This is a genomic window from Planomicrobium okeanokoites, assembly GCF_003428875.1.
Taxonomy (GTDB): Bacteria; Bacillota; Bacilli; order Bacillales_A; family Planococcaceae; genus Planococcus; species Planococcus okeanokoites.
This window is the reverse complement of sequence record NZ_QQRS01000004.1, coordinates 76,834-97,275: the sequence shown is the minus strand read 5'-3', so window position 1 is coordinate 97,275 and position 20,442 is coordinate 76,834. Positions and strand designations below refer to the sequence as shown.

Here is a 20,442-nt window from a genome sequence, read left to right as displayed (position 1 = left end):
TCTGGTCCAAATACGCCCAACTTTACCCGAAATACGCCCAACTTCAAAGGGAATACGCCCAACCAGCAAAAAAGCGCGACCGGAAGGACCGGTCGCACTGTCGCTGTTCTTCATTGTCCAGTCTCCGGCGACCCAGCTCTTCGGGTCATAAGCCAGCCTAGCTGCGCGGTCAGGACCGCTGCGCTATTCTGTCTTATGCCTTTCAGAGCTTAACGGGTGCCGTCGCTTTTCTTCATTGCTGAAACTGGATCCTGTGCAGGTTCGCAAAGATGCCATCGTGTTCAAGGAGTTCGCTGTAGCCGCCTTGTTCCGCAATGCCGTCTTCTGTTACGACGATGACACGGTCCGCGTCGCGTATCGTTGCCAGTCTATGGGCGATGATCAAAGTGGTGCGGTTTTCGGCAAGCTCAGAGAGAGCCAGTTGGATTACACGTTCAGTTTCCGTATCCAGCGCGGAAGTCGCTTCGTCCAGGATCAGGATCGGTGGATTTTTCAGGAACATGCGCGCAATGGCAAGCCGTTGTTTCTGGCCGCCTGATAATTTCAGTCCGCGTTCACCGATCTGGGTTTCGTAGCCCTCCGGTAATTTATTGACGAAGTCTTCAAGATGGGCTTTGCGGGCCGCGGCAAGAATCTCTTCATCACTCGCGCCTTGTCTGCCGTATGCGATATTCTCGCGGATTGTACCTGTGAACAGGAAAACGTCCTGCTGCACGATGCCGATATGGGAACGCAAGGAATGCTTGGTCATATCCCGGATATCGATTCCATCAATGGCGATCGAGCCTTGCTGGATGTCATAAAAGCGCGGGATCAATGAACAGATGGTCGTCTTGCCGGCGCCTGATGGGCCTACAAAAGCGATCGTTTCGCCTGCGCGCAGGTTCAAATCGATGCCGTTGAGCACTTTTTTATGTTCGTCATAGCCGAAATGGACATTATCGAAAGTGATATTGCCCTGCAAACCTGTAATCGGCTTGGCGCCTTTTTTATCGACGATATCGGGATCCTGATCAATCAGTTCGCGGAAGCGGCTGAAGCCGGCCATTCCTTTCGGATACAGTTCAAGCAGCGCGCTGATTTTATCGATCGGCTTGATCAGTACATTCAGGAACAGCACGAAACTGACGAGTTCACCATAGCTTAATTCGCCTTGATAATTCAGCCATGCGCCGTAAACCAGGACGATCAATGTCAAAAGACGTGTCATCATGTAGATGCTGGAATGGGTCGCAGCCATCACTTTATAAGCGACAAGCTTGGCAAGGCGGAAACTGCCGTTGTCTTTTTTGAAACGGTTGATTTCAAATTCTTCATTGGTGAAGGATTGCACGACGCGGGCGCCGGAAACACTGTCTTCCACCCGTCCGTTGACATCGGCGATTTTGCCGTACATATTGCTCCATGCCGAATTCATCTTGATGTTGCAATAAGTGATCAGCCAAATCAGGAATGGCACTACAATCAGTGTAACAAGCGCCAATTTCGGATTGATCCAGAACATGATGCCGAAAGCGCCAAAGAACGTCATGATGGCGATGAAGAAATCTTCGGGACCATGATGGGCAAGTTCGCCGATATCAAATAAGTCATTGGTGATGCGGCTCATGATATGGCCGGTTTTAATATTGTCGAAAAAGCGGAAAGACTGCCGCTGTACGTGAGTAAAAAGTTCTTCACGCATATCGGTTTCAATATTGATGCCGAGCTTGTGTCCGAGAAAGCTGACGACATACTGCAGGAAAGTACTGAGCAGGAATACGGCCAGCAAAAGAATACTTACGGTAACGATAGTGCTCCATTCACCGCTCGGCAATAATTCATCGATAAAATATTGGACGGCTACCGGAAAAGCCAATTCCAAAATCGCAACAATCACCGCACTCGTGAAATCGACGATAAACAGACGTTTATGCGGTTTGTAGTACTTGAAAAAATGTTTTAAATTCAAAAAATTCACCTCTTGTGTTTATTTAACAGCCCGCAGAACGGGAATCTGAATGCTGAAATTTTTTCTCACAAAGAAAAGTATAGTCCAAATAAGGAAAATAAACGATTGAAATTTCGGAAATAGAATTATTTATTGAAACTTCCTGAGGTTTGCTTCGTATTATTCAGTAACACAGAAATTGGAAAGGATGAGCGATTTGAAGAAATGGATAGCTTATATGGGAGCGGGTGCCATTGCCCTGACTTTGGCTGGTTGCGGTGAATCGGCGGAACCGTCTGAAGAAACAGATCCGAATGAGACAAGCGATCTCACATTGGAAGAATTGTTTGCCAAAACGACTGCAGCATCTGAAGAAGCGAAAAGTTTTCACATGGATATGGTGACCAACCAGACCATGGTAATGGGGCCAGAAATGGATATGGACATGAAAATGGACGTTTCCATGGATATGACTGTCGAGCCACTGGCATTCTATCAAAAAGCCCAGTCCACTTTTGTCTCGGAAGGCATGGATGATATGCCGGCCATGGAAACAGAAATGTACTACACGGCTGATGGCCTCTTCAGTTACGATCCAATGATGGATATGTGGGTCAAATTGCCGGCGGATGAGATGGAAGATCTGGAGGCATTGATGATGATGGAGCAGCAATCAGGCGACCTGGCGGGTCAATTGGAACAGCTGGAAGCCTTTCAGGATGATTTCACATTCGAACAGACCGGAGATGAATTCGTTTTGACGCTGGACGCTGCGGGAGAAGAATACGAAAAGCTCATTACTGAAGAGATGGGCCAGATGCTTGGCGAACTTGACGTCGAAGCGCAGGAAATCATGGATGGCATGAATATCAATAAAATCTATTACGAGATTTTCATTGATAAAGAAACTTACCAGCCAAATACGATTAATATGACGATGGATTTTGACATGGAAATGGAAGGCGAGTCCGTCAATATCCAAAGCGATATGCAAGCGGAATACAGTAATTTCAATGGAATTGATGAGATTATTGTACCTGCAGAAGTAATTGAGAATGCCGAAGAAATGAATAGCTACTAAAAACCGCTCTAACTAGCCGCACGTTTCACCTTAAAAGGTGGAACGTGTTTTTTTTACCCCTGTCCAATTGTGGCAAAAGAACGACAAATGTCTTTTTTCTCTTCTAAATGAAAATTATTCTCAATTATTCGTTGACAGTGAATTTCCAACTGCTATACTAAGATTTGTGAGTAAGTGATAATGATTATCACTATCATAATCAGTCAAGTAAGTTTTTACTGGACACGGATGAGGGTCAGTCATGAAAAAAAGATATTTAATACCAGTATTATTCATACTGTCTGTCATTTCGCTGTTTGTCGGAGTCAGCAGTATCAGTCCATTTGATCTGCTGGATTTCGGATCGGAAGAAACACAGATTTTCCTGATCAGCCGTCTGCCAAGGCTGGTTGCCATATTGCTGGCGGGTGCAGGGATGAGTATGGCAGGACTCATCATGCAGCAATTGAGCCGCAATAAATTTGTGTCACCAACGACAGCGGGTACTCTTGATGCTACAAGACTCGGGATTCTCGTTTCAATGCTCATGTTCGCCAATGCGTCCATGATTGAGAAAATGGCTGTAGCTTTCGTATTTGCTTTAGCGGGTACATTCCTTTTTATGCAAATTCTCAACCGGATCAAATTCAAAGATGCGATTTTCATTCCATTGGTCGGTTTGATGTTCGGTAATATCCTTTCTTCCATTACAACGTTTTTCGCTTACCGAGCGGATGTGATCCAGAATATGTCCGCCTGGCTGCAGGGAGATTTTTCGATGGTCATGAAAGGAAGCTACGAGCTGCTCTATATCAGCGTCCCGGTGTTCATCATCGCCTATCTGTATGCCAACCGCTTTACGGTTGCTGGAATGGGTGAGGATTTCTCGAAGAACCTTGGACTGAAATACCGCAGCATCGTCAATATCGGCTTGGTCCTTGTTGCCCTCATAACGGCGACAGTCGTCTTAACAGTGGGCATCATCCCATTCCTTGGGTTGATCATCCCGAACATCGTCTCGATTTTCAAAGGCGACCATCTGCAGAAAACATTGCCGCATACAGCAATGCTCGGAGCTATCTTCTTGCTGATGTGCGATATTTTAGGAAGAGTTTTGATTTACCCGTATGAAATTTCAATCAGCCTGATGGTCGGTGTTATTGGAAGCTTCATCTTCCTCTTCTTATTGTTTAGGAGGAAGGCGTATGCGTGATTTACATAAGATGCTCATATTAGTGGCCATGGCTCTGGTGGCTTGTGGCGTTTACCTGTTCCATGACCTGAATGGAAGTTTCGATTATGCACTGCCGAGACGCGGCGTCAAAGTATTCGCCATGGTGCTGACAGGAATAGCGATCGCTTATGCGACAGTGGTTTTTCAGACCATAACGCATAACCGGATCCTGACACCCAGCATCATGGGACTGGACTCACTTTACATGCTGCTTCAAACTTTGCTGATCTTCTTCCTCGGGTCCGATCATATCAGCATCATGAACAGACAAGTCAATTTCATTTTATCTATAGCGGCAATGATCGTTTTTGCATTATTGTTCTACCATTTCCTATTTAAAAAAGGGAACCAGCCGATTTATTTCCTGTTATTGATCGGTATCATCTTCGGTACGTTTTTCGGAAGTATTTCAACCTTTTTGCAAGTCCTGATCGATCCGAATGAATTCCAGATTGTGCAGGACCAGATGTTTGCGAGCTTCAATAATGTCAATTCCGATCTGGTCTGGCTGTCTCTGCTGGTGATCATCATACTGGTCGCCTTTGCCTGGAGGCATAACGCGTCACTGGACGTATTATCACTGGGAAGGGATACAGCGCTCAACCTGGGAGTCGATTATGATTCGCTTGTCCGCTACATGCTTATCCTGTCCGCGGTATTGATCGCGGTTGCTACAGCACTTGTCGGTCCGATTACGTTCTTCGGCTTGATCGTAGCGAACTTGTCCTATCAATTTTTCAGATCTTACAAACATTCAGTGTTGCTGTTGGGCGCCATCGTCATCAGTGTTCTCGCCTTGGTCGGCGGGCAATGGGTGGTGGAGAGGCTCTTCACTTTCAACACGACGCTCAGCGTCATCATCAACTTCATCGGTGGAATTTACTTCATCTATCTGCTATTAAAGGAGAGTCGGGCTAAATGATCCAAGTACGTGAATTGAGCAAGCTTTACGGAAAAAAACAAGTCGTGGAAAATGTCACTGTTGATATCCAAAGGGGCCAGATCACGTCTTTCATCGGCCCGAACGGAGCCGGTAAATCGACGCTTTTATCAATGGTCAGCCGGCTTCTGGATGCGGACACCGGTGAAGTGCTGATTGATTCGACAAACACGAAAAAAATGAAATCCAATGAATTATCAAAACGGGTATCGATTTTGAAACAGTCGAATTTCATGAACGTGCGGCTGACAATCCGCGAATTGGTGTCATTTGGACGCTTTCCTTATTCTAAGGGGCGTTTAAACGCGGAAGATGAAAAAATGGTGGATCAGGCAATTGCCTACATGGATTTGGCTGAAATGGAGCATGCCTATCTGGATGAACTGTCCGGCGGCCAGCGCCAACGTGCATTTATTGCCATGGTCATTGCCCAGGATACGGATTACGTGCTTCTTGATGAGCCCTTAAACAACCTGGACATGAAACATTCAGTACAAATCATGAAAATTCTGCGCCGCCTTGTTGATGAGCTAGGCAAAACTGTCATCATCGTTTTGCACGACATCAATTTCGCATCGGTCTATTCGGACCGGATTGTGGCATTGAAAAATGGCCGGGTCGTAAAAGACGGGCCGACAGAAGAAATTATCCAAAGTGCAGCATTAAAAGAAATCTACGATATGGATATTCCAATTCAGCAGATGAACAATTGCCGGATTTGTGTGTATTTCAATTCTTAAAAAAGAGGAGCTCGACGAAAAATGAAAAAATTATTATTGATTGCCTTCACATTGATGATGGCTGCTTTCCTTGCAGCATGCGGGGCGGATGAAGAAGCGACGGATTCAAACACGGCTTCAGCGGATACAAAATCCGCGGAAACTGAAGAGATTACAGTTACTCATGAACTTGGTGAAACGACTTTCGATAAAAATCCTGAAAAAGTGGTCGTATTCGACTTCGGTATCCTTGATTCGATGGATAAACTGGGCATCGAAGCGGTAGCAGGTGTGCCACAGGCAAACATTCCTTCATACCTTGAAAAATTCGCTGACGCTGAAAAATATGAAAATGTCGGTACTTTGAAGGAAGCTGATTTTGAAGCGATCCATGCAATGGATCCGGATCTTATCATCATCTCTGGCCGTCAGGCTGCTATGTACGAAGAGTTTACTGATATCGCGCCAACAATCCACTTGGGTGTGGATACGACGAAATACATGGAGTCTTTCGAAAGCAACATGAACACGCTGGGTGAAATCTTCGGTAAAGAAGATGAAGTGAAAGAAGAACTGGCTGCAATTGAAACACAAATTGAAGAGGTTAAAGCAAGCGCAACAGATGAAAAAGCTTTGATCGTTCTGGCGAATGAAGGCAAAGTAAGTGCCTACGGAGCGGCTTCGCGCTTCGGAATCATCCACGATGTTTTCGGTGTGGCACAAGCGGACGAAGGCATCGAAGCTTCCACTCACGGACAAAGCATCTCATTTGAATATATCCTTGAAACAAACCCGGATATGATGTTTGTCGTCGACCGCAACGCTGCAGTCGGTACGGATGCAAGTGCGAAAGACTCTCTTGAAAATGAATTGGTGCAAAAAACAACTGCTTATAAAGAAGATAAAATCATCTACCTTGATCCGGATTACTGGTACCTGTCTGGTGGCGGACTGCAATCTGTCAGCGAAATGGTCAAGGAAATCCAATCTGCATTCGAATAAGAGCGAACAATACTCAGCGGGCTGCTTACCGCTGAGTATTGTTTTAGCTAAATATATTTAATCGAATTAATAACATTTATATTCCGTTTCGACGAAGGGCGAGATCCACTCGGAGTTTATTCGTAAGTTAGCTCGAAGGCGAAAACCCTGCGCCTGCATCGCTACGCTGCTTCGTCGCAAAGACTTAGCCTCGCAAGCGTCGGCTAATGTCTTCGCAGCTGTTTTGCGGAATATCGACTACTAAAAAATTAGTTTAAATTGCAGAGGAAATATTTTCTGCATATATGAATAGGGGGATACTATGATGTTCGTGCAAATGAAAACCTTTGTTGTAAAAGAAGGAACTTCGCAGATTGTGCTGGACCGTTTTGCGGGGCAGAATAAATTGGCGGAGCAGCCTGGGTTTATTGATCGTACAATCCTGAAAAAGGATGTTCGCCGCGGTGATGAAGAAGTGGTCCTTTATGTGCGATGGGAATCCAAAGAGGACTGGAAGAACTGGGAGAAGCACCCCGACCATATCGCTGGCCATAAAGCGAAAATCGGCAAGCCGAAACCAGATCACATTATTGAAGTCACCCAAAACACTTACCATGTACATGGTTGAGCAAGCGAATAAAACATAAGGCGAACCGGATTTCCGGTTCGCCTTTTTGTAATGAAATTTTTAGAAAGAATACATTCATTCCGCTCCACTTAATTCTCATTATTAAGGGCAGGATTAACTTTTAAATCATGAACTTAAACCCTTATTCCATTCTAGAAAACAATCTGAGATATGAAGCAAAACAGCGAAGACAGGGTAGGGTGAAACCCCGTGCTCCTGCATCGCTGCGCTAGCTTCGTCGCAAAGACTTAGCCTCGCGCAGCTTCGGCTAATGTCTTCGAAGCTGTTTTGCGAAATATCGGTTTTACTCGATGCTAAGGAAGATCCGGTTCGCCTTTTTGTCTCAATAAATGATGCGGAAGTCCTTCTGTGATAAACTGAATATACTGAAGAAAGAGGGTGAAGGCTATCAAACGTCTATTCTACGCACTGGGAATGGCGACTTTGATCGGTTTTTTTGCAATCTTGATGAGTTATACGAACGATGGTTTTCAGGAACTTGATCTGCGTACGATGGAATGGCTCCATGGCAACGTTTTTCTGGATGCGTTGTCGGTTTTTGGAGAACGGTGGATGATTTTTATTGTCAGCTTGGGCTTGATGGTTTTCCTTTGGCTCAAAAGACAGAATTACAGGGGCATGCTATTTGTATTCCTGACAGTCGGTATCGGAAACGCATTGAGTCAGCTGATGGAATATTTCTTTACTGAGCAAAGACCCGACCTTCCGAGAGGGCTTGAAACGTTCGGTTTTCCCTCGAGCCATGCAATGGTTGGGCTATTATACTTGTTCACAGCCGTTTATTTCATAACTGGCCTCATTCGCAATAATGGTGTCCGCTGGGCAATTTGGATCTTCACAACATTATTCGTTGCAGGTGTTGGCTTATCTCAAGTCGCAAGCGGACAGCATTTCTTTTCGGATGTGCTGGCTGGCTGGTTTATCGGCTATTCGCTGTTTGCAGCCGTAGCAGTTTGGTATGAGATGAGGGAGAGAAGTTTCAAAAAAGAAATTGAAGAAGAAAGTTTTGAATAAGTTGAAAAAAGGGCCGACCGCTATAGGGTCGCCCTTTTTCTGTTTCTTAAGTTCCCGATCTTCAGGATTTCTGGACTTCGGGATCATCGCCCAATTGATTCAGCCGATGTGCAAAAGACGTTTCGGGTGTCGATGAATTTCCTTTTAAGACACCTTGCATTGAATAGGCCTGTGAACCATGCTCAGCGAAATCCAACCCGCTTTCTTCATCTTCCGCTGATACACGCAGCGGAACTATTGTTCCAATCAATAACAAGCCCAATCCAGTGGCAGCGGCGGTCCAGGCGACTACTGCCAGAACACCGAGTGTTTGGATGCCCAGAATCTCTGCACCGCCCCCGTAAAGAAGACCGCCGCTTGTGTCAAAGAGTCCGATTGCCAGTGTGCCCCAGATTCCGGCGATGCCGTGAACCGAAATTGCGCCGACGGGATCGTCGATGCGAATTTTTGTGTCGAGAAGGTGGATGGCCTCGGTCATGATTATGCCCGCAATCAGGCCGATGGCGATTGCTCCAATAAATGAGACATTGGCTGCGCCGGCAGTTATGCCGACGAGACCGCCAAGTGCACCGTTCAAAGTGAGCGATGGATCAATTCTGCCGTAGCGCAAACGGGTGTAACCCGCTGTCGCCAGTACGCCGGCGGATGCGGCAAGAAGCGTGTTGGCGATGACTGGTGGCACGAGTGCCGGATCTGCAGCCAATGTGCTTCCGCCATTGAATCCGAACCAACCAAGCCAAAGGATGAAAACGCCCAAAGCGCCTAAAGGAATATTGTGGCCGGGAATGGAATTGACGATTTTGCCGCTGTATTTGCCGATCCGTGGACCGATTTTCCAGGCAGTAACAAAAGCTGCAACAGCTCCGGTCAAGTGGACTACAGTCGAACCGGCAAAATCGATAAAGCCGATTTCAGCCAGCCAGCCGCCGCCCCAAACCCAGTGGCCGACTATCGGATAGATGATCGCTGTCATGGCGACTGTCAATAAAATATAGGCGCCGAGATTCATGCGTTCGGCTACGGCGCCGGAAATAATCGTTGCGCAAGTTGCGGCGAACACCGCCTGGAACACGAAGAAGCCGACGTCTTCACGCCCGAGCATCGCAAATCCTTCGGTGCCTATCAAACCGAAAGCGGAAGTTCCGAACATTAAAGCGAAGCCGATGATGAAATATAAAATAGAGCCAAGTGAAACGGTGATCAGGTTTTTCATTAAAATATTCAATGTGTTTTTAGAGCGCGTAAAGCCGGTCTCCACCATGGCAAAGCCTGCATGCATAAAGAACACGAGCATGGCTCCGAGCATCACCCAAATCATATCTACTGAACTTTGAACTGCTTCCATCCAATCTCCTCCTTATCCGATCGCGACTCTGCCGCGTTCTTTCGTTCGTATTCTGATCGCTTCCTCCACTGGGTAGATGAATATCTTTCCGTCACCGACTTCGCCTGTGCCTGCATATTCAAGTATCGCTTCAATAATGGCTTCGACTTTAGCATCTTCCACCACCATTTCCAGTTTCAGCTTTGGTGAAAATTCCATTTTATAAGGATTTCCGCGAAACATGCCGATGCGCCCTTCCTGTTTGCCGATGCCGGCAATTTCAGTGACGGTCAGGCCATCAATACCTTCAAGAGCCAAAGCTTGCCGAACACTTTCAAAGACGGTCGGTCGAATAATTGTCTCGATTTTCTTCATATTCTTCTCCTCCTTTTTCATAATCTTCTAACTAATGTTAGGTTTCTTAACATATTATATAAATATTTCTGATAAATCAAGTTTTAATTTAAATTAATGTTAGGAAAGTTAACATAATGGATATGATAAAATGAAATTGAGGTGATTCTTATGTATAAAATCAGTGAAGAACTTGTCGCTCTGGGAGTGAAGCGAATAGAAGGCTTTCCAGTGGAAGGGTTTGTCAGAGGCAGTGGCCCCTTGAAGCCGGCGGTCATGCTTGTAGGGGAAGCTCCTGGTGAAAATGAGCTGGAAACCGGCATCCCTTTTACAGGCAGAGCAGGAAAAGAATTGATGGAGTCTTTATCGAGTGTCGGCCTGAGCCGGGATGATGTCTATATAACAAGTGCTGTAAGAAGCCGGCCCTATAAATGGGGAACGAAGAAAAAGCGGAACGGGGAAACTATAGAAAGAAAATACAATCGTGCACCGACGAAGAAAGAGATTATCGCCCATGCGCCGATTCTCGATACGGAAATAAGCGATATCCAGCCGCCATTGATCGTGACTTTGGGCAATGTCGGCCTGCAACGCCTGATCGGCTCTCAGGCAAAAGTGACAGAATTGCATGGCGTGCTTTTGGAAACGCCAATCTTAAGGTGGGATGAAGAAAAAGGGGCTTTCAAGGAAACGATGGAGAATTACCACATTTTCCCCACTTTCCATCCGGCCAGCGTTTTTTATAATCCGCCTGTACGCTATTTAAAAGAAGACGATTGGCGGAAACTGGGTGAAATTCTTAAGTTGAAAAGATGAAGGAATAGTCGAATATCTTTCTTTGTTAAAAAATGTTGCACTAAGGAAACTTTAGGCGTACAATAACCATATTCAGCAGAAGTGGAAGGAAGTCATGGAATATGGACAATACGGTCTTATTTGCTTTGGGGCTTACGCTTTTTGCCGGTTTGGCTACCGGTATCGGCAGTTTGCTGGCGTTTTTTGCATCGCGGACCAACACAAAATTTTTATCCGTTTCGTTGGGTTTTTCAGCGGGTGTAATGATATATGTATCGATGATTGAAATTTTCTTTAAAGCAAAAGATTCCTTAACAGGGGCGCATGGTGAAGCGACTGGTTATTGGTTGACGCTGGCTGGTTTTTTCGGCGGGATGGTCTTCATGGCCCTGCTGGACCGGCTCCTGCCGCAGCTTGGGAATCCGCACGAAGTTAAAACGGTGGAAGATATGGATACAGGGCCGAGCAATGACGAATATGCCAGACTCCGTAAAATGGGGGTCTTTACGGCTCTTGCCATCGGCATCCACAATTTTCCGGAAGGAATCGCGACATTCATGTCTGCCATCCAGGATCCGGCGCTTGGCATTGCGATAGCCATCGCTGTAGCCATCCACAATATTCCGGAAGGTATTGCGGTTTCTGTGCCGATTTATTATGCTTCCGGCAGCCGGAAGAAGGCATTGTTATATAGTGTGCTATCCGGGATTTCGGAGCCGGTTGGCGCAATTGCAGCCTGGCTGTTCCTGATGCCGTTTTTGAGTGACACCCTTTTCGGTATCGTTTTTGCCTCGGTGGCCGGTATTATGGTTTTCATCTCTTTGGATGAATTATTGCCGGCGGCGAAACGGTATGATGAAGCTCACCTGTCGATTTATGGCCTGGTGGCCGGTATGGCCGTGATGGCTGTGAGTCTTGTGTTATTGGTTTGACAAATCTGGACGCTTCCGTCTCCTTTTCTGGAGCGCGGAAGCGTTTTTTTATTTATGTGGAGATGAAGAGAAATGTAAACTTGTGTCATTTTCTCCTTACGGTTATAGTAATAAGGTGTAAAGACACCTAAGTGAATGCTTATGACAAGGAGAATGCAAATGTCTGCAATTACAAGCAATGAAAAAAGTACTGCGCCGATTTCGCGCAACAAATTATTATGGGTAGCTGGGCTCGGCTGGCTGTTCGATGCCATGGATGTAGGGATTCTGTCTTTCATCATCGCAGCTCTCCAGCAGGATTGGAATCTGTCTACTGATCAGATGGGCTGGATCGGCAGCATTAATTCCATCGGAATGGCTGTAGGTGCGTTCGTCTTCGGAATTTATGCGGACCGTGTGGGAAGAAAGAAAATATTCATCATCACGTTGCTGTTGTTCTCGTTGGCAAGCGGCATTTCCGCTTTTACAACGACTTTGGCAGCGTTTATGATCTTGCGCTTCTTTGTTGGCATGGGACTCGGCGGTGAATTGCCGGTGGCTTCGACATTAGTGTCGGAAAGTGTTCCTGCAAAAGAGCGCGGGCGTGTCGTCGTTCTGTTGGAAAGTTTTTGGGCGGCCGGCTGGCTGCTTGCGGCAATCATTTCTTATTTTGTTATACCTGCCTCAGAATATGGCTGGCGAATCGCATTATTGATCACGGCATTGCCGGCTCTTTATGCGCTCTACCTCCGGATCAATCTTCCTGATTCTCCGCAATTTACGGCGAAGAAAAATGTGCTTCGCTCAATTTCGGTGAATATCAAAGATGTCTGGTCGAAGAAATATGTCAAAGCCACATTGATGCTTTGGATTGTATGGTTCATGGTCGTATTTTCCTATTACGGAATGTTCCTGTGGCTGCCAAGTGTCATGGTGTTGAAAGGCTTTACGTTGATCAAGAGTTTTCAGTACGTCCTGATTATGACATTGGCACAGCTCCCGGGATATTTCACGGCAGCCTGGCTTATTGAAAAAATCGGCCGTAAATTTGTGCTCGTCACTTATTTGCTGGGTACAGCGGCAAGTGCGCTTGCATTCGGCAACGCGGAGTCGCTTGCGATGCTGATTACAGCGGGCGCCTTCCTGTCCTTCTTCAATCTCGGAGCATGGGGAGCGTTGTATGCCTATTCACCGGAACAATATCCTACAGTCATAAGAGGAACGGGTACGGGTATGGCCGCTTCGTTCGGTCGTATCGGCGGTATCTTTGGACCGCTCCTCGTCGGATTCATGCTGACTGCAGGAATCGGTGTTAATGTAATATTTGCGATATTCTGCACTGCCATCATTATTGCGGCATTGGCGGTGGCTTTTCTCGGCACTGAAACCAAGCAGAAAGAATTGGAATGAAATTTCTGAACGGCTGCCGGCAGTCTATAAGCTGCCGGCGGCTATTTTTTATTTTTTTCCGGAAACCGGCAGGAAAAATTAAGGCGATAGCCAATACTTAACAAATGAATTAATAAGAAAAGAGTGTGGATTTATGGACTGGAAAAGATACGAAGATCCAATGGCTTTCAGTGAACAGATTGAAAGTCTGCTGTATAAAGGTGAAGACAGGAACAGCCTGTTCCTTGGGATACTCAGCCAGATAAGAAACGGCAGATACGAGGAATATTTCCTGGGTCTGGCAACCGAAGGCGCTCAGGTGCTGGCAGCAGTGATGATGACACCGCCGCACCCGCTGCAATTGATCATTTTGAATGAAATGCCGGAGTTAGCGGCGGCGCTTGCGAGACAGCTGAAAAAAGAAAATGCGGATATTCCGGGAGTGATCGGCGATAAGGCTGCGGCGCAGAAATTTGCGGAAGCGTGGGCAGCTGAAACAGGAGTTGCCGTTGAACTGCAGATGGATGAAGGGCTGTACCGCATTGATGCGGTGACAAAAGGTCTCGAAAAAAGTCCCGGCACTTGGCGGGTCGCCAATAAACGCGATGCTGATCTATTGGAAGAATGGTATCTGTTATTTGAAAAGGACACGGGCATTGGTTCGTCGAGCCATAAAGAAGCGGCGGCGAAAATCGAGCAGTTTCTGGATGACAAAGAAATTTATGTATGGGAAGTCCGAGGGGAAGTGGTTTCCTGCATGAAGAAATCACGGCCTTCGAAGCACGGAATCTCAGTGGGGTTTGTGTTTACACCACAAAAATACAGAAAAAAGGGGTATGCACGGACACTGGTGGCAGAAGTGACGGAAGAATTGCTGCTGGAATTCGACTTCGTCATGCTGTACACAGACTTGAAAAATCCGACATCCAATAAGATCTACAGTGAAATCGGCTACGAACAAATTGCCAACCCGGTCCACTTGCGGTTTAAATAGGGGTGGCAATTATTCTGAATAGTGGTAAAATATCAATATCAATGAAAACGAGGTGACGGGTGGACGATGAAATAAAATCCTTTTTCTGAGCAACTGAAGTTTTTTCAGCTTGAAAGAAATAGGATTCGTCTGCCCAATTTTTATTTAATCCGAATTAATGCAGTTTATTTGGGTTGCCGAATTCTTCCGAAAATCAATCGGAGGAATTTTTTATTTCTCCGAAAAGGGAGAGATTGATATGGCCATCGTAGGCAAATTAAACAAATTGACCATCCGTTATATGGATCGAGTGATTGTAGAAGAAGCTAAAGCCGTTATCCATGAGCAATCAAGAATTGCTGTGATCGGAGCAAACGGTTCAGGAAAGACCAGTGTTCTTGAAGCGATAGCGCGAGGTGCGCAAGGAGTCCATTGGCTGGGAAGTGACCCTGAAATTGTTTATATGGAGCAAGAGGTCAGAGATGTCGAGAAGGCAAATTTGGATGCGGAAACAAGGGCGATGGAAAGGAAGTGGCGTGTTCCTGCCGAACGGCATAAACTGAGTGGCGGGGAAACTATGAAGCTGAGGCTCGCGAATGCTTTGGCGCAGAGTGGAGATATATATCTGCTGGATGAACCGACCAATCATTTGGATGCAGAAAGTCTGGAAACCCTGGCGGACAGCATTAAAGAAATGGAAGGAACAGTGATTTTTGTTTCACATGACCGCCATTTTATCGACCGGGTAGCAACGCATGTCTGGGAAATAGAAGACGCGGTTTTGATTGAGTATGAAGGGAATTATTCTGCATCCAGAGTGGAAAGAGCGCACCAGCGGCATACGCAGAAACGCAAATACGATAAACAACAGGCGAAAATTGCGCAGGTGGAAAACCAGATTGCTCAATTACAATCATGGTCTGACAAAGCGCATGCCGAATCAACGAAAAAAGATGGGGCAAAAGAATATTTCCGAATGAAAGCGAAGAAAAAAGATGTTCAAATCCGCAGCAAACGACAGCGTCTTCAGGCGGAACTGGACCAGGAGCAGGTGTCTGAGCCGAAGGACGAATTGCAAATTTCATTTGATATAAATGATGCTGCGAAGAAAGGACGCAGAGTCATCGCCTTGAAAAATGTATGCAAAAGCTATGGAGACAGACTGCTGTTCGACCGGGCAACATTCACCATACAGCATGGTGAACGGGTCGGCTTGCTTGGCGCTAATGGCAGCGGGAAAACGACCCTCCTTCAAATGATGCTCGGCAGTGGTGGACACGACGGGGAGGTCTGGTTGAGCAAAGGCATGAAAATCGGCTATTTAAGCCAGGATGTTTTTGACTTGCCGGAAGAAAAAACGCCTTCTGAGCTGTTTTGGGCTCCGAGTTATGAAGAAACAGGCAAGATCCGCAATTTGATGGATCATCTGGGTTTCGAAAAAGTGCATTGGGACCAGCCGATTCTGAATATGAGCATGGGCGAACGCGTCAGGCTGAAGCTGATGGAATTTATGTTGTCGGAGTGTAATGTATTGCTGCTGGACGAACCTACGAACCATTTGGATTTACCTTCCAGGGAAGAATTGGAGCGTGCGCTCAGCTTTTTTGGGGGGACTATGCTGATTGCTACCCATGACCGCTATTTCATGGAAAAGCTGAGCGATAAATTACTTGTTTTCGAAAGAGGCACATTGTCTAAATATGAAGGCGGCTATTCAGAGTGGATGGATCGGGAGAGTGCTGCGGAGCGGCTGGATTTGATGCAGCTGGAGAGGGAAAGGCAGGAAGTATTGGGGAAATTGAGCTTCATGACACCAGTGAACAAGGAGTATGAAGGATTGGACCGGCGATTTAATGAATTGACTGCTTCCATTAAGATGATCGGAAAAAATAATCATTAGTGTAAAGAGCGGCTGCTTTCATGCAGCCGCTTTTTACGGATTGTTGGGAAAGAAAACTAGGAATCCGATATTCCGCAAAACAGCTCCGCTTTCCTGGTGGCTTGCACTGAGCTAACTCGGTCTCGTTCCACTTCGACCGAGTGGATCTCAGCACTTCGCTTAGTCACCTGGGAGTCTTCGCTGTTTTGCTCCATATCGCTATTTGTCTTCTTAAAATGGAGTTGGGTAGTAAGTGGATATAAATTGAAAATGTTGATATAGTTTTTCGACTGCCTTTAAAGAGCGGCTGCGTTCATGCAGCCGCTTTTTTCTTTATGAGGTGTGCCTGCGCCCTCTGTAGAGTTTATTGGTTATTAAGGCGGGTTTCCGAAAAATGCACGGTTACAGTCAAAGCAAATAGGGTAATGGAAAAGATAGTAGGAAAGTTACAGGAAGGGGCGGATGCTATGATCCGTTTTGAACAAGTTACAAAAAAGTTCCCGGATGGGACAGAAGCCTTGAAAGATGTATCAGTGGTATTTCCGACCCACAAATTGACGGTCGTCATCGGACCGAGCGGTTGCGGAAAAACGACGCTGATGCGAATGGTCAATAAGTTGGAAACGCCGACTGCGGGCGATATTTTTATTGATGAGGAGTCGATTACTGGTCTTGAAGAAGTGAAGCTGCGCAGGTCGATCGGTTATGTCATCCAGCGCATCGGGCTATTTCCCCATATGACAATAGAAGATAATGTGTCGTTAGTGCCGCGTTTACTGGAATGGGACAAAGAAAAGACGGCGGCAAGAGTGGAAGAACTGCTGAAGCTGGTCGGATTGGAACCGGAAGTGTATAAGGAGCGATATCCACTGGAATTGAGCGGTGGCCAGCAGCAGCGGGTAGGGGTTGTCCGGGCATTGGCAGGAAATCCTAATATTATTCTGATGGACGAACCATTTTCTGCGCTGGATCCGATCAGCCGTGAACAATTGCAGGATGATTTGCGTAATTTACAGCAGGAAATACAAAAGACAATCGTATTTGTCACGCATGATATGGATGAAGCGCTGAAAATAGCCGACATGGTTGTCGTGATGCGCGATGGAAAAATTGAACAGACAGGTTCTCCCCAAGAATTGATCAATGAGCCGGCCAATGATTTTGTGCGCAGTTTTATCGGATTGGATCGCATTAATCGGCAGCGTACATTCGGCGAACGCAAACTGAAGGAATTTCTATCTGTTTTTGGGATGGAACCGATCGGTGACGCATTGCAGGTTTCATTGGAAACGACAATTGATGAGGCATTTTCCAAACTCGAATCAAGCGGATACGCCAATTTGCAGATAGTGGATGATGGCAGGGTATTGGCCTATGCCAGTGACCGGGATCTTGTAAAAGCGGCTCTCCGAAAAGAGGAGGTTGAAAATGTGTGAGGAACTTTTTTGATACTTTGGTCAGCCGTCAGGACATGATCCAGGATGCTTTTTTGGAGCACATTTACTTATCTTTCGTAGCTGTGGCAATCGGGATAGCAATCGCTTTGCCGACAGGTATCATCATCGCCCGGTATCGGCGGTACGCGGAACCGGTCATCGGTGTGACCGCCATATTTCAAACCATACCAAGTCTCGCGTTATTCGGTTTTTTAGTGCCTATTCTTGGAATCGGTTCACCGACAGCTTTGATTGCACTTATTATTTACGCATTATTGCCGATTCTGCGGAATACATACACCGGCATAACGGGTGTTGACGGCTCGACTATCGAAGCGGGACGCGGTATGGGAATGACGCGCACCCAGATACTGAGGCAAATTGAATTGCCTCTGGCATTGCCGTTCATCATGGCCGGGATTCGGACAGCGACTGTCCTGACGGTGGGAATTGCAACGCTGGCAACTTTTGTGGGGGCAGGCGGACTGGGGGACATCATTTACCGCGGACTCCAATCCTATAATAATTCATTGGTCCTGGCCGGAGCTCTGCCGGTGGCATTGCTGGCGATCGGTTTTGATCTGATCCTTAAGTGGATTGAGAAAAGGGCTACGCCGAAAGGCTTGAAAAATTAAAAGGGGGAATAGAAGGATGAAAAAAGAATTGATTGGTGTTTTCGCAGCAGGCGCTTTGATTTTGGCGGGATGTGGCTCGACGGGCGGCGAGGAATCGGAGCCGATTGTGATTGGCGGGAAGCCGTGGACGGAACAATACATTCTTCCGCATATCTTGGGACAGTATATCGAAGCGAACTCGGATTATACGGTTGAATATGAAGAAGGGCTCGGAGAAGTTTCCATCTTGACTCCGGCGCTGGAGCAAGGAGACATCGACCTGTATGTTGAATATACCGGAACGGGGTTAAAAGACGTCTTGAAGCAGGACTCGGAACCTGGCCAGTCTTCCGAAGAAGTATTGCAACGCGTGCGTGAGGGATACGAGGAAGAACTGGGTGCGACATGGCTTGAACCACTCGGTTTTGAAAATGGCTATACATTAGCCTACTCGAAAGACAGCGGCTACGATGCCGAAACCTATTCGGATCTGGCGGAGATTTCGCAGTCTGAAGACATGAGTTTCGGTGCACCGCATCCATTTTATGAGCGCAAGGGAGATGGCTATGACGATCTGATCGCTACTTACCCATTTGAATTTTCGGCCACTGAGAGCTTCGATCCGGCAATCATGTATGAAGCGGTGAGTAACGGCGAGGTGGATGTCATCCCGGCATTTACGACGGACAGCCGGATCGGGTTATTCGACCTGGAAACAACCGAAGATGACTTATCTTTTTTCCCGAAATATGATGCGGCGCCTGTAGTGCGCTTGGAAGCTTTGGAACAATATCCTGAACTTGAAGATTTACTTAATGAACTTGCAGGGCAGATCAGTGAAGAAGAAATGCTTGCGATGAATGCGCGCGTCGATGTTGACCAAGACCAGCCGCAGGACATAGCGAGGGACTTTTTGATTGAAAAGGGTTTAATTGAAGAATAACGAGGTAATCCCGCAGATTATTCTGCGGGATTTTTATATGGTTTCAAAGAAGGAATTCGAGTACAATTAAATTGAATGAATAGTCATTCAATTTAAAATGATTTTATAATTGACGATAAATGATGATGGGGTGGATAGATATGCGGGAAGTGGTAATCGTTGAAGGGGTAAGAACGGCAGTTGGCCGAAGAAAAGGGTCATTTTCTGAAACGCGGCCGGATGAATTGGCAGCGTTGGTTCTGGATGAGCTGGTGGAGCGGGCAGGCGTCAGCAAAGGAGATGTGGAAGACGTCATTCTCGGGTGCGTTTCGCAATCAGGCGAGCAAGGCGGAAATATTGCGCGGACAGCTGCATTGATTGCTGGTTTTCCGGATTATGTGCCAGGCGTAACCATTGACCGCCAATGCGGATCAAGCCAGCAGGCGATCCATTTCGGCGCGCAGGCCATTCTTGCGGGAGACATGGATATTGTCGTTGCGGGCGGTGTGGAGAGTATGACAAGGGTGCCGATGTTTTCAAATATGCAAGGCGCCAAACCGAGTCCGAAGCTGACCGAACAATACGAAATCATCAACCAGGGGCTGTCTGCAGAACGCATCGCAGAAAAATGGGGATTCAGCCGTCAGCAATTGGATGAATTTGCGGTACAGAGCCATGCGCGGGCAATTGATGCCATCAGTTCCGGCCGATATGACAAGGAAATTATCGGTGTTGAAGTGCAGGATGAAAACGGTGAAAAACGCCTCGTCGATAAAGATGAAGGGCCGCGGCCGGGAACATCCATGGAAGTTCTTGGCAGTTTAAAAACGGTATTTGATGAAAACGGCGTCATAACAGCAGGGAACGCGAGCCAGATGAGTGACGGAGCATCAGCGGTTCTTTTGATGGCGCGTGAAAAAGCGAATGAATTGGGACTGAAACCGAAAGCACGCATCATTGCCCGCTCCGTAGTCGGTTCGGATCCGACCTTGATGCTGACTGGGCCGATTGCAGCGACGAAAAAAGTGCTGGCAAAAGCAGGGCTCGGAATCGGAGACATGGACCGCTATGAAGTGAATGAAGCATTTGCGCCTGTGCCGCTGGCATGGCTCCATGATATCGGGGCAGACCCTAAAAAATTGAATGTCAACGGCGGGGCGATTGCGCTTGGGCATCCGCTGGGTGCAACCGGCACGAAACTGATGGTTTCTTTATTGCATGAATTGGAGCGCAGCGGCGGACGCTACGGCTTGCTCGCAATCTGTGAAGGCATGGGTATGGCAAACGCGACAATCATTGAACGACTATAAAAGGTTCG

The 20,442-nt window shown here is 46.8% G+C and carries 19 protein-coding genes; 16 read left to right on the top strand and 3 right to left on the bottom strand.

What is annotated here, in order from left to right:
* Nucleotides 1-232: 232 nt before the first annotated feature.
* Nucleotides 233-1,951, bottom strand: a complete 1,719-nt coding sequence (locus D2910_RS10385; RefSeq protein ID WP_101802140.1) for an ABC transporter ATP-binding protein — start codon at nt 1,949-1,951, stop codon at nt 233-235.
* Nucleotides 1,952-2,147: 196 nt separating this feature from the next.
* Here D2910_RS10385 and D2910_RS10380 point away from each other — a divergent pair, with 196 nt between their 5' ends.
* The 7 genes from D2910_RS10380 (at nt 2,148) to D2910_RS10350 (ending at nt 8,527) form a co-directional block, all read left to right on the top strand.
* Nucleotides 2,148-3,011, top strand: a complete 864-nt coding sequence (locus D2910_RS10380; protein WP_117313451.1) for a DUF6612 family protein — start codon at nt 2,148-2,150, stop codon at nt 3,009-3,011.
* A 241-nt stretch (nt 3,012-3,252) separates the two neighbouring features.
* Nucleotides 3,253-4,203, top strand: coding sequence for an ABC transporter permease (locus D2910_RS10375; RefSeq protein ID WP_084243103.1), 951 nt, complete (start codon nt 3,253-3,255; stop codon nt 4,201-4,203).
* On the top strand, nt 4,196-5,146 hold the full coding sequence (locus tag D2910_RS10370; protein ID WP_117313450.1) for an iron chelate uptake ABC transporter family permease subunit: 951 nt from the start codon (nt 4,196-4,198) through the stop codon (nt 5,144-5,146). The genes D2910_RS10375 and D2910_RS10370 overlap by 8 nt, the downstream gene beginning before the upstream one ends.
* Complete coding sequence (locus tag D2910_RS10365) at nt 5,143-5,904, top strand: iron ABC transporter ATP-binding protein (protein ID WP_117313449.1); 762 nt, start codon at nt 5,143-5,145, stop codon at nt 5,902-5,904. Before D2910_RS10370 ends, D2910_RS10365 begins: the two co-directional genes overlap by 4 nt.
* A gap of 21 nt (nt 5,905-5,925) precedes the next feature.
* Complete coding sequence (locus D2910_RS10360) at nt 5,926-6,885, top strand: siderophore ABC transporter substrate-binding protein (protein ID WP_117313448.1); 960 nt, start codon at nt 5,926-5,928, stop codon at nt 6,883-6,885.
* Nucleotides 6,886-7,189: 304 nt separating this feature from the next.
* A complete protein-coding gene (locus D2910_RS10355) occupies nt 7,190-7,492 on the top strand; it encodes an antibiotic biosynthesis monooxygenase family protein (protein WP_084243099.1) in 303 nt (100 codons plus the stop codon).
* A gap of 399 nt (nt 7,493-7,891) precedes the next feature.
* Complete coding sequence (locus tag D2910_RS10350; protein WP_117313447.1) at nt 7,892-8,527, top strand: phosphatase PAP2 family protein; 636 nt, start codon at nt 7,892-7,894, stop codon at nt 8,525-8,527.
* A 61-nt stretch (nt 8,528-8,588) separates the two neighbouring features.
* Here D2910_RS10350 and D2910_RS10345 read toward each other — a convergent pair whose 3' ends face one another.
* Together D2910_RS10345 and D2910_RS10340 are read right to left on the bottom strand one after the other, a co-directional pair.
* Nucleotides 8,589-9,872 carry an ammonium transporter gene (locus D2910_RS10345; protein ID WP_084243096.1) on the bottom strand — a complete coding sequence of 428 codons (1,284 nt, stop codon included), beginning with the start codon at nt 9,870-9,872 and terminating at the stop codon, nt 8,589-8,591.
* Nucleotides 9,873-9,884: 12 nt separating this feature from the next.
* Entirely contained in the window at nt 9,885-10,226 is a 342-nt protein-coding gene (locus tag D2910_RS10340; protein ID WP_084243095.1) for a P-II family nitrogen regulator, read from the bottom strand.
* 150 nt (nt 10,227-10,376) lie between these two features.
* On the opposite strand from D2910_RS10340, the gene D2910_RS10335 reads away from it, so the two are divergent.
* From D2910_RS10335 to D2910_RS10295, 9 genes are all read left to right on the top strand, one after another.
* Nucleotides 10,377-11,021 (top strand): uracil-DNA glycosylase, encoded by a 645-nt coding sequence (locus D2910_RS10335; protein ID WP_084243094.1) that lies wholly within the window; start codon nt 10,377-10,379, stop codon nt 11,019-11,021.
* A gap of 101 nt (nt 11,022-11,122) precedes the next feature.
* Nucleotides 11,123-11,932 (top strand): zinc transporter ZupT, encoded by an 810-nt coding sequence (gene zupT, locus D2910_RS10330; protein WP_101802129.1) that lies wholly within the window; start codon nt 11,123-11,125, stop codon nt 11,930-11,932.
* Between the two features lie 159 nt (nt 11,933-12,091).
* Nucleotides 12,092-13,321 carry an MFS transporter gene (locus tag D2910_RS10325; protein ID WP_084243092.1) on the top strand — a complete coding sequence of 410 codons (1,230 nt, stop codon included), beginning with the start codon at nt 12,092-12,094 and terminating at the stop codon, nt 13,319-13,321.
* Nucleotides 13,322-13,454: 133 nt separating this feature from the next.
* Nucleotides 13,455-14,294 carry a GNAT family N-acetyltransferase gene (locus tag D2910_RS10320; protein WP_117313446.1) on the top strand — a complete coding sequence of 280 codons (840 nt, stop codon included), beginning with the start codon at nt 13,455-13,457 and terminating at the stop codon, nt 14,292-14,294.
* A 238-nt stretch (nt 14,295-14,532) separates the two neighbouring features.
* Nucleotides 14,533-16,173, top strand: coding sequence for a ribosomal protection-like ABC-F family protein (abc-f, locus tag D2910_RS10315; protein ID WP_117313635.1), 1,641 nt, complete (start codon nt 14,533-14,535; stop codon nt 16,171-16,173).
* 446 nt (nt 16,174-16,619) lie between these two features.
* The gene (locus D2910_RS10310) at nt 16,620-17,588 is read left to right on the top strand and encodes an ABC transporter ATP-binding protein (protein ID WP_117313445.1); all 969 of its coding nucleotides are present in this window, start codon (nt 16,620-16,622) and stop codon (nt 17,586-17,588) included.
* The gene (locus D2910_RS10305; protein ID WP_276310422.1) at nt 17,585-18,223 is read left to right on the top strand and encodes an ABC transporter permease; all 639 of its coding nucleotides are present in this window, start codon (nt 17,585-17,587) and stop codon (nt 18,221-18,223) included. Before D2910_RS10310 ends, D2910_RS10305 begins: the two co-directional genes overlap by 4 nt.
* A 16-nt stretch (nt 18,224-18,239) precedes the next feature.
* Complete coding sequence (locus D2910_RS10300) at nt 18,240-19,145, top strand: glycine betaine ABC transporter substrate-binding protein (protein ID WP_117313444.1); 906 nt, start codon at nt 18,240-18,242, stop codon at nt 19,143-19,145.
* Nucleotides 19,146-19,285: 140 nt separating this feature from the next.
* Entirely contained in the window at nt 19,286-20,434 is a 1,149-nt protein-coding gene (locus D2910_RS10295) for a thiolase family protein (protein WP_117313443.1), read from the top strand.
* Nucleotides 20,435-20,442 lie beyond the last annotated feature (8 nt).

Coding starts and splice junctions, on each gene's coding strand:
- D2910_RS10375 (WP_084243103.1), top strand. CDS start 3,253: ATGAAAAAAAGATATTTAATACCAGTATTATTCATACTGTCTGTCATT.
- D2910_RS10370 (WP_117313450.1), top strand. CDS start 4,196: ATGCGTGATTTACATAAGATGCTCATATTAGTGGCCATGGCTCTGGTG.
- D2910_RS10365 (WP_117313449.1), top strand. CDS start 5,143: ATGATCCAAGTACGTGAATTGAGCAAGCTTTACGGAAAAAAACAAGTC.
- D2910_RS10360 (WP_117313448.1), top strand. CDS start 5,926: ATGAAAAAATTATTATTGATTGCCTTCACATTGATGATGGCTGCTTTC.
- D2910_RS10355 (WP_084243099.1), top strand. CDS start 7,190: ATGTTCGTGCAAATGAAAACCTTTGTTGTAAAAGAAGGAACTTCGCAG.
- D2910_RS10345 (WP_084243096.1), bottom strand. CDS start 9,872: ATGGAAGCAGTTCAAAGTTCAGTAGATATGATTTGGGTGATGCTCGGA.
- D2910_RS10340 (WP_084243095.1), bottom strand. CDS start 10,226: ATGAAGAAAATCGAGACAATTATTCGACCGACCGTCTTTGAAAGTGTT.
- D2910_RS10335 (WP_084243094.1), top strand. CDS start 10,377: ATGTATAAAATCAGTGAAGAACTTGTCGCTCTGGGAGTGAAGCGAATA.
- zupT (WP_101802129.1), top strand. CDS start 11,123: ATGGACAATACGGTCTTATTTGCTTTGGGGCTTACGCTTTTTGCCGGT.
- D2910_RS10325 (WP_084243092.1), top strand. CDS start 12,092: ATGTCTGCAATTACAAGCAATGAAAAAAGTACTGCGCCGATTTCGCGC.
- D2910_RS10320 (WP_117313446.1), top strand. CDS start 13,455: ATGGACTGGAAAAGATACGAAGATCCAATGGCTTTCAGTGAACAGATT.
- abc-f (WP_117313635.1), top strand. CDS start 14,533: ATGGCCATCGTAGGCAAATTAAACAAATTGACCATCCGTTATATGGAT.
- D2910_RS10310 (WP_117313445.1), top strand. CDS start 16,620: ATGATCCGTTTTGAACAAGTTACAAAAAAGTTCCCGGATGGGACAGAA.
- D2910_RS10300 (WP_117313444.1), top strand. CDS start 18,240: ATGAAAAAAGAATTGATTGGTGTTTTCGCAGCAGGCGCTTTGATTTTG.
- D2910_RS10295 (WP_117313443.1), top strand. CDS start 19,286: ATGCGGGAAGTGGTAATCGTTGAAGGGGTAAGAACGGCAGTTGGCCGA.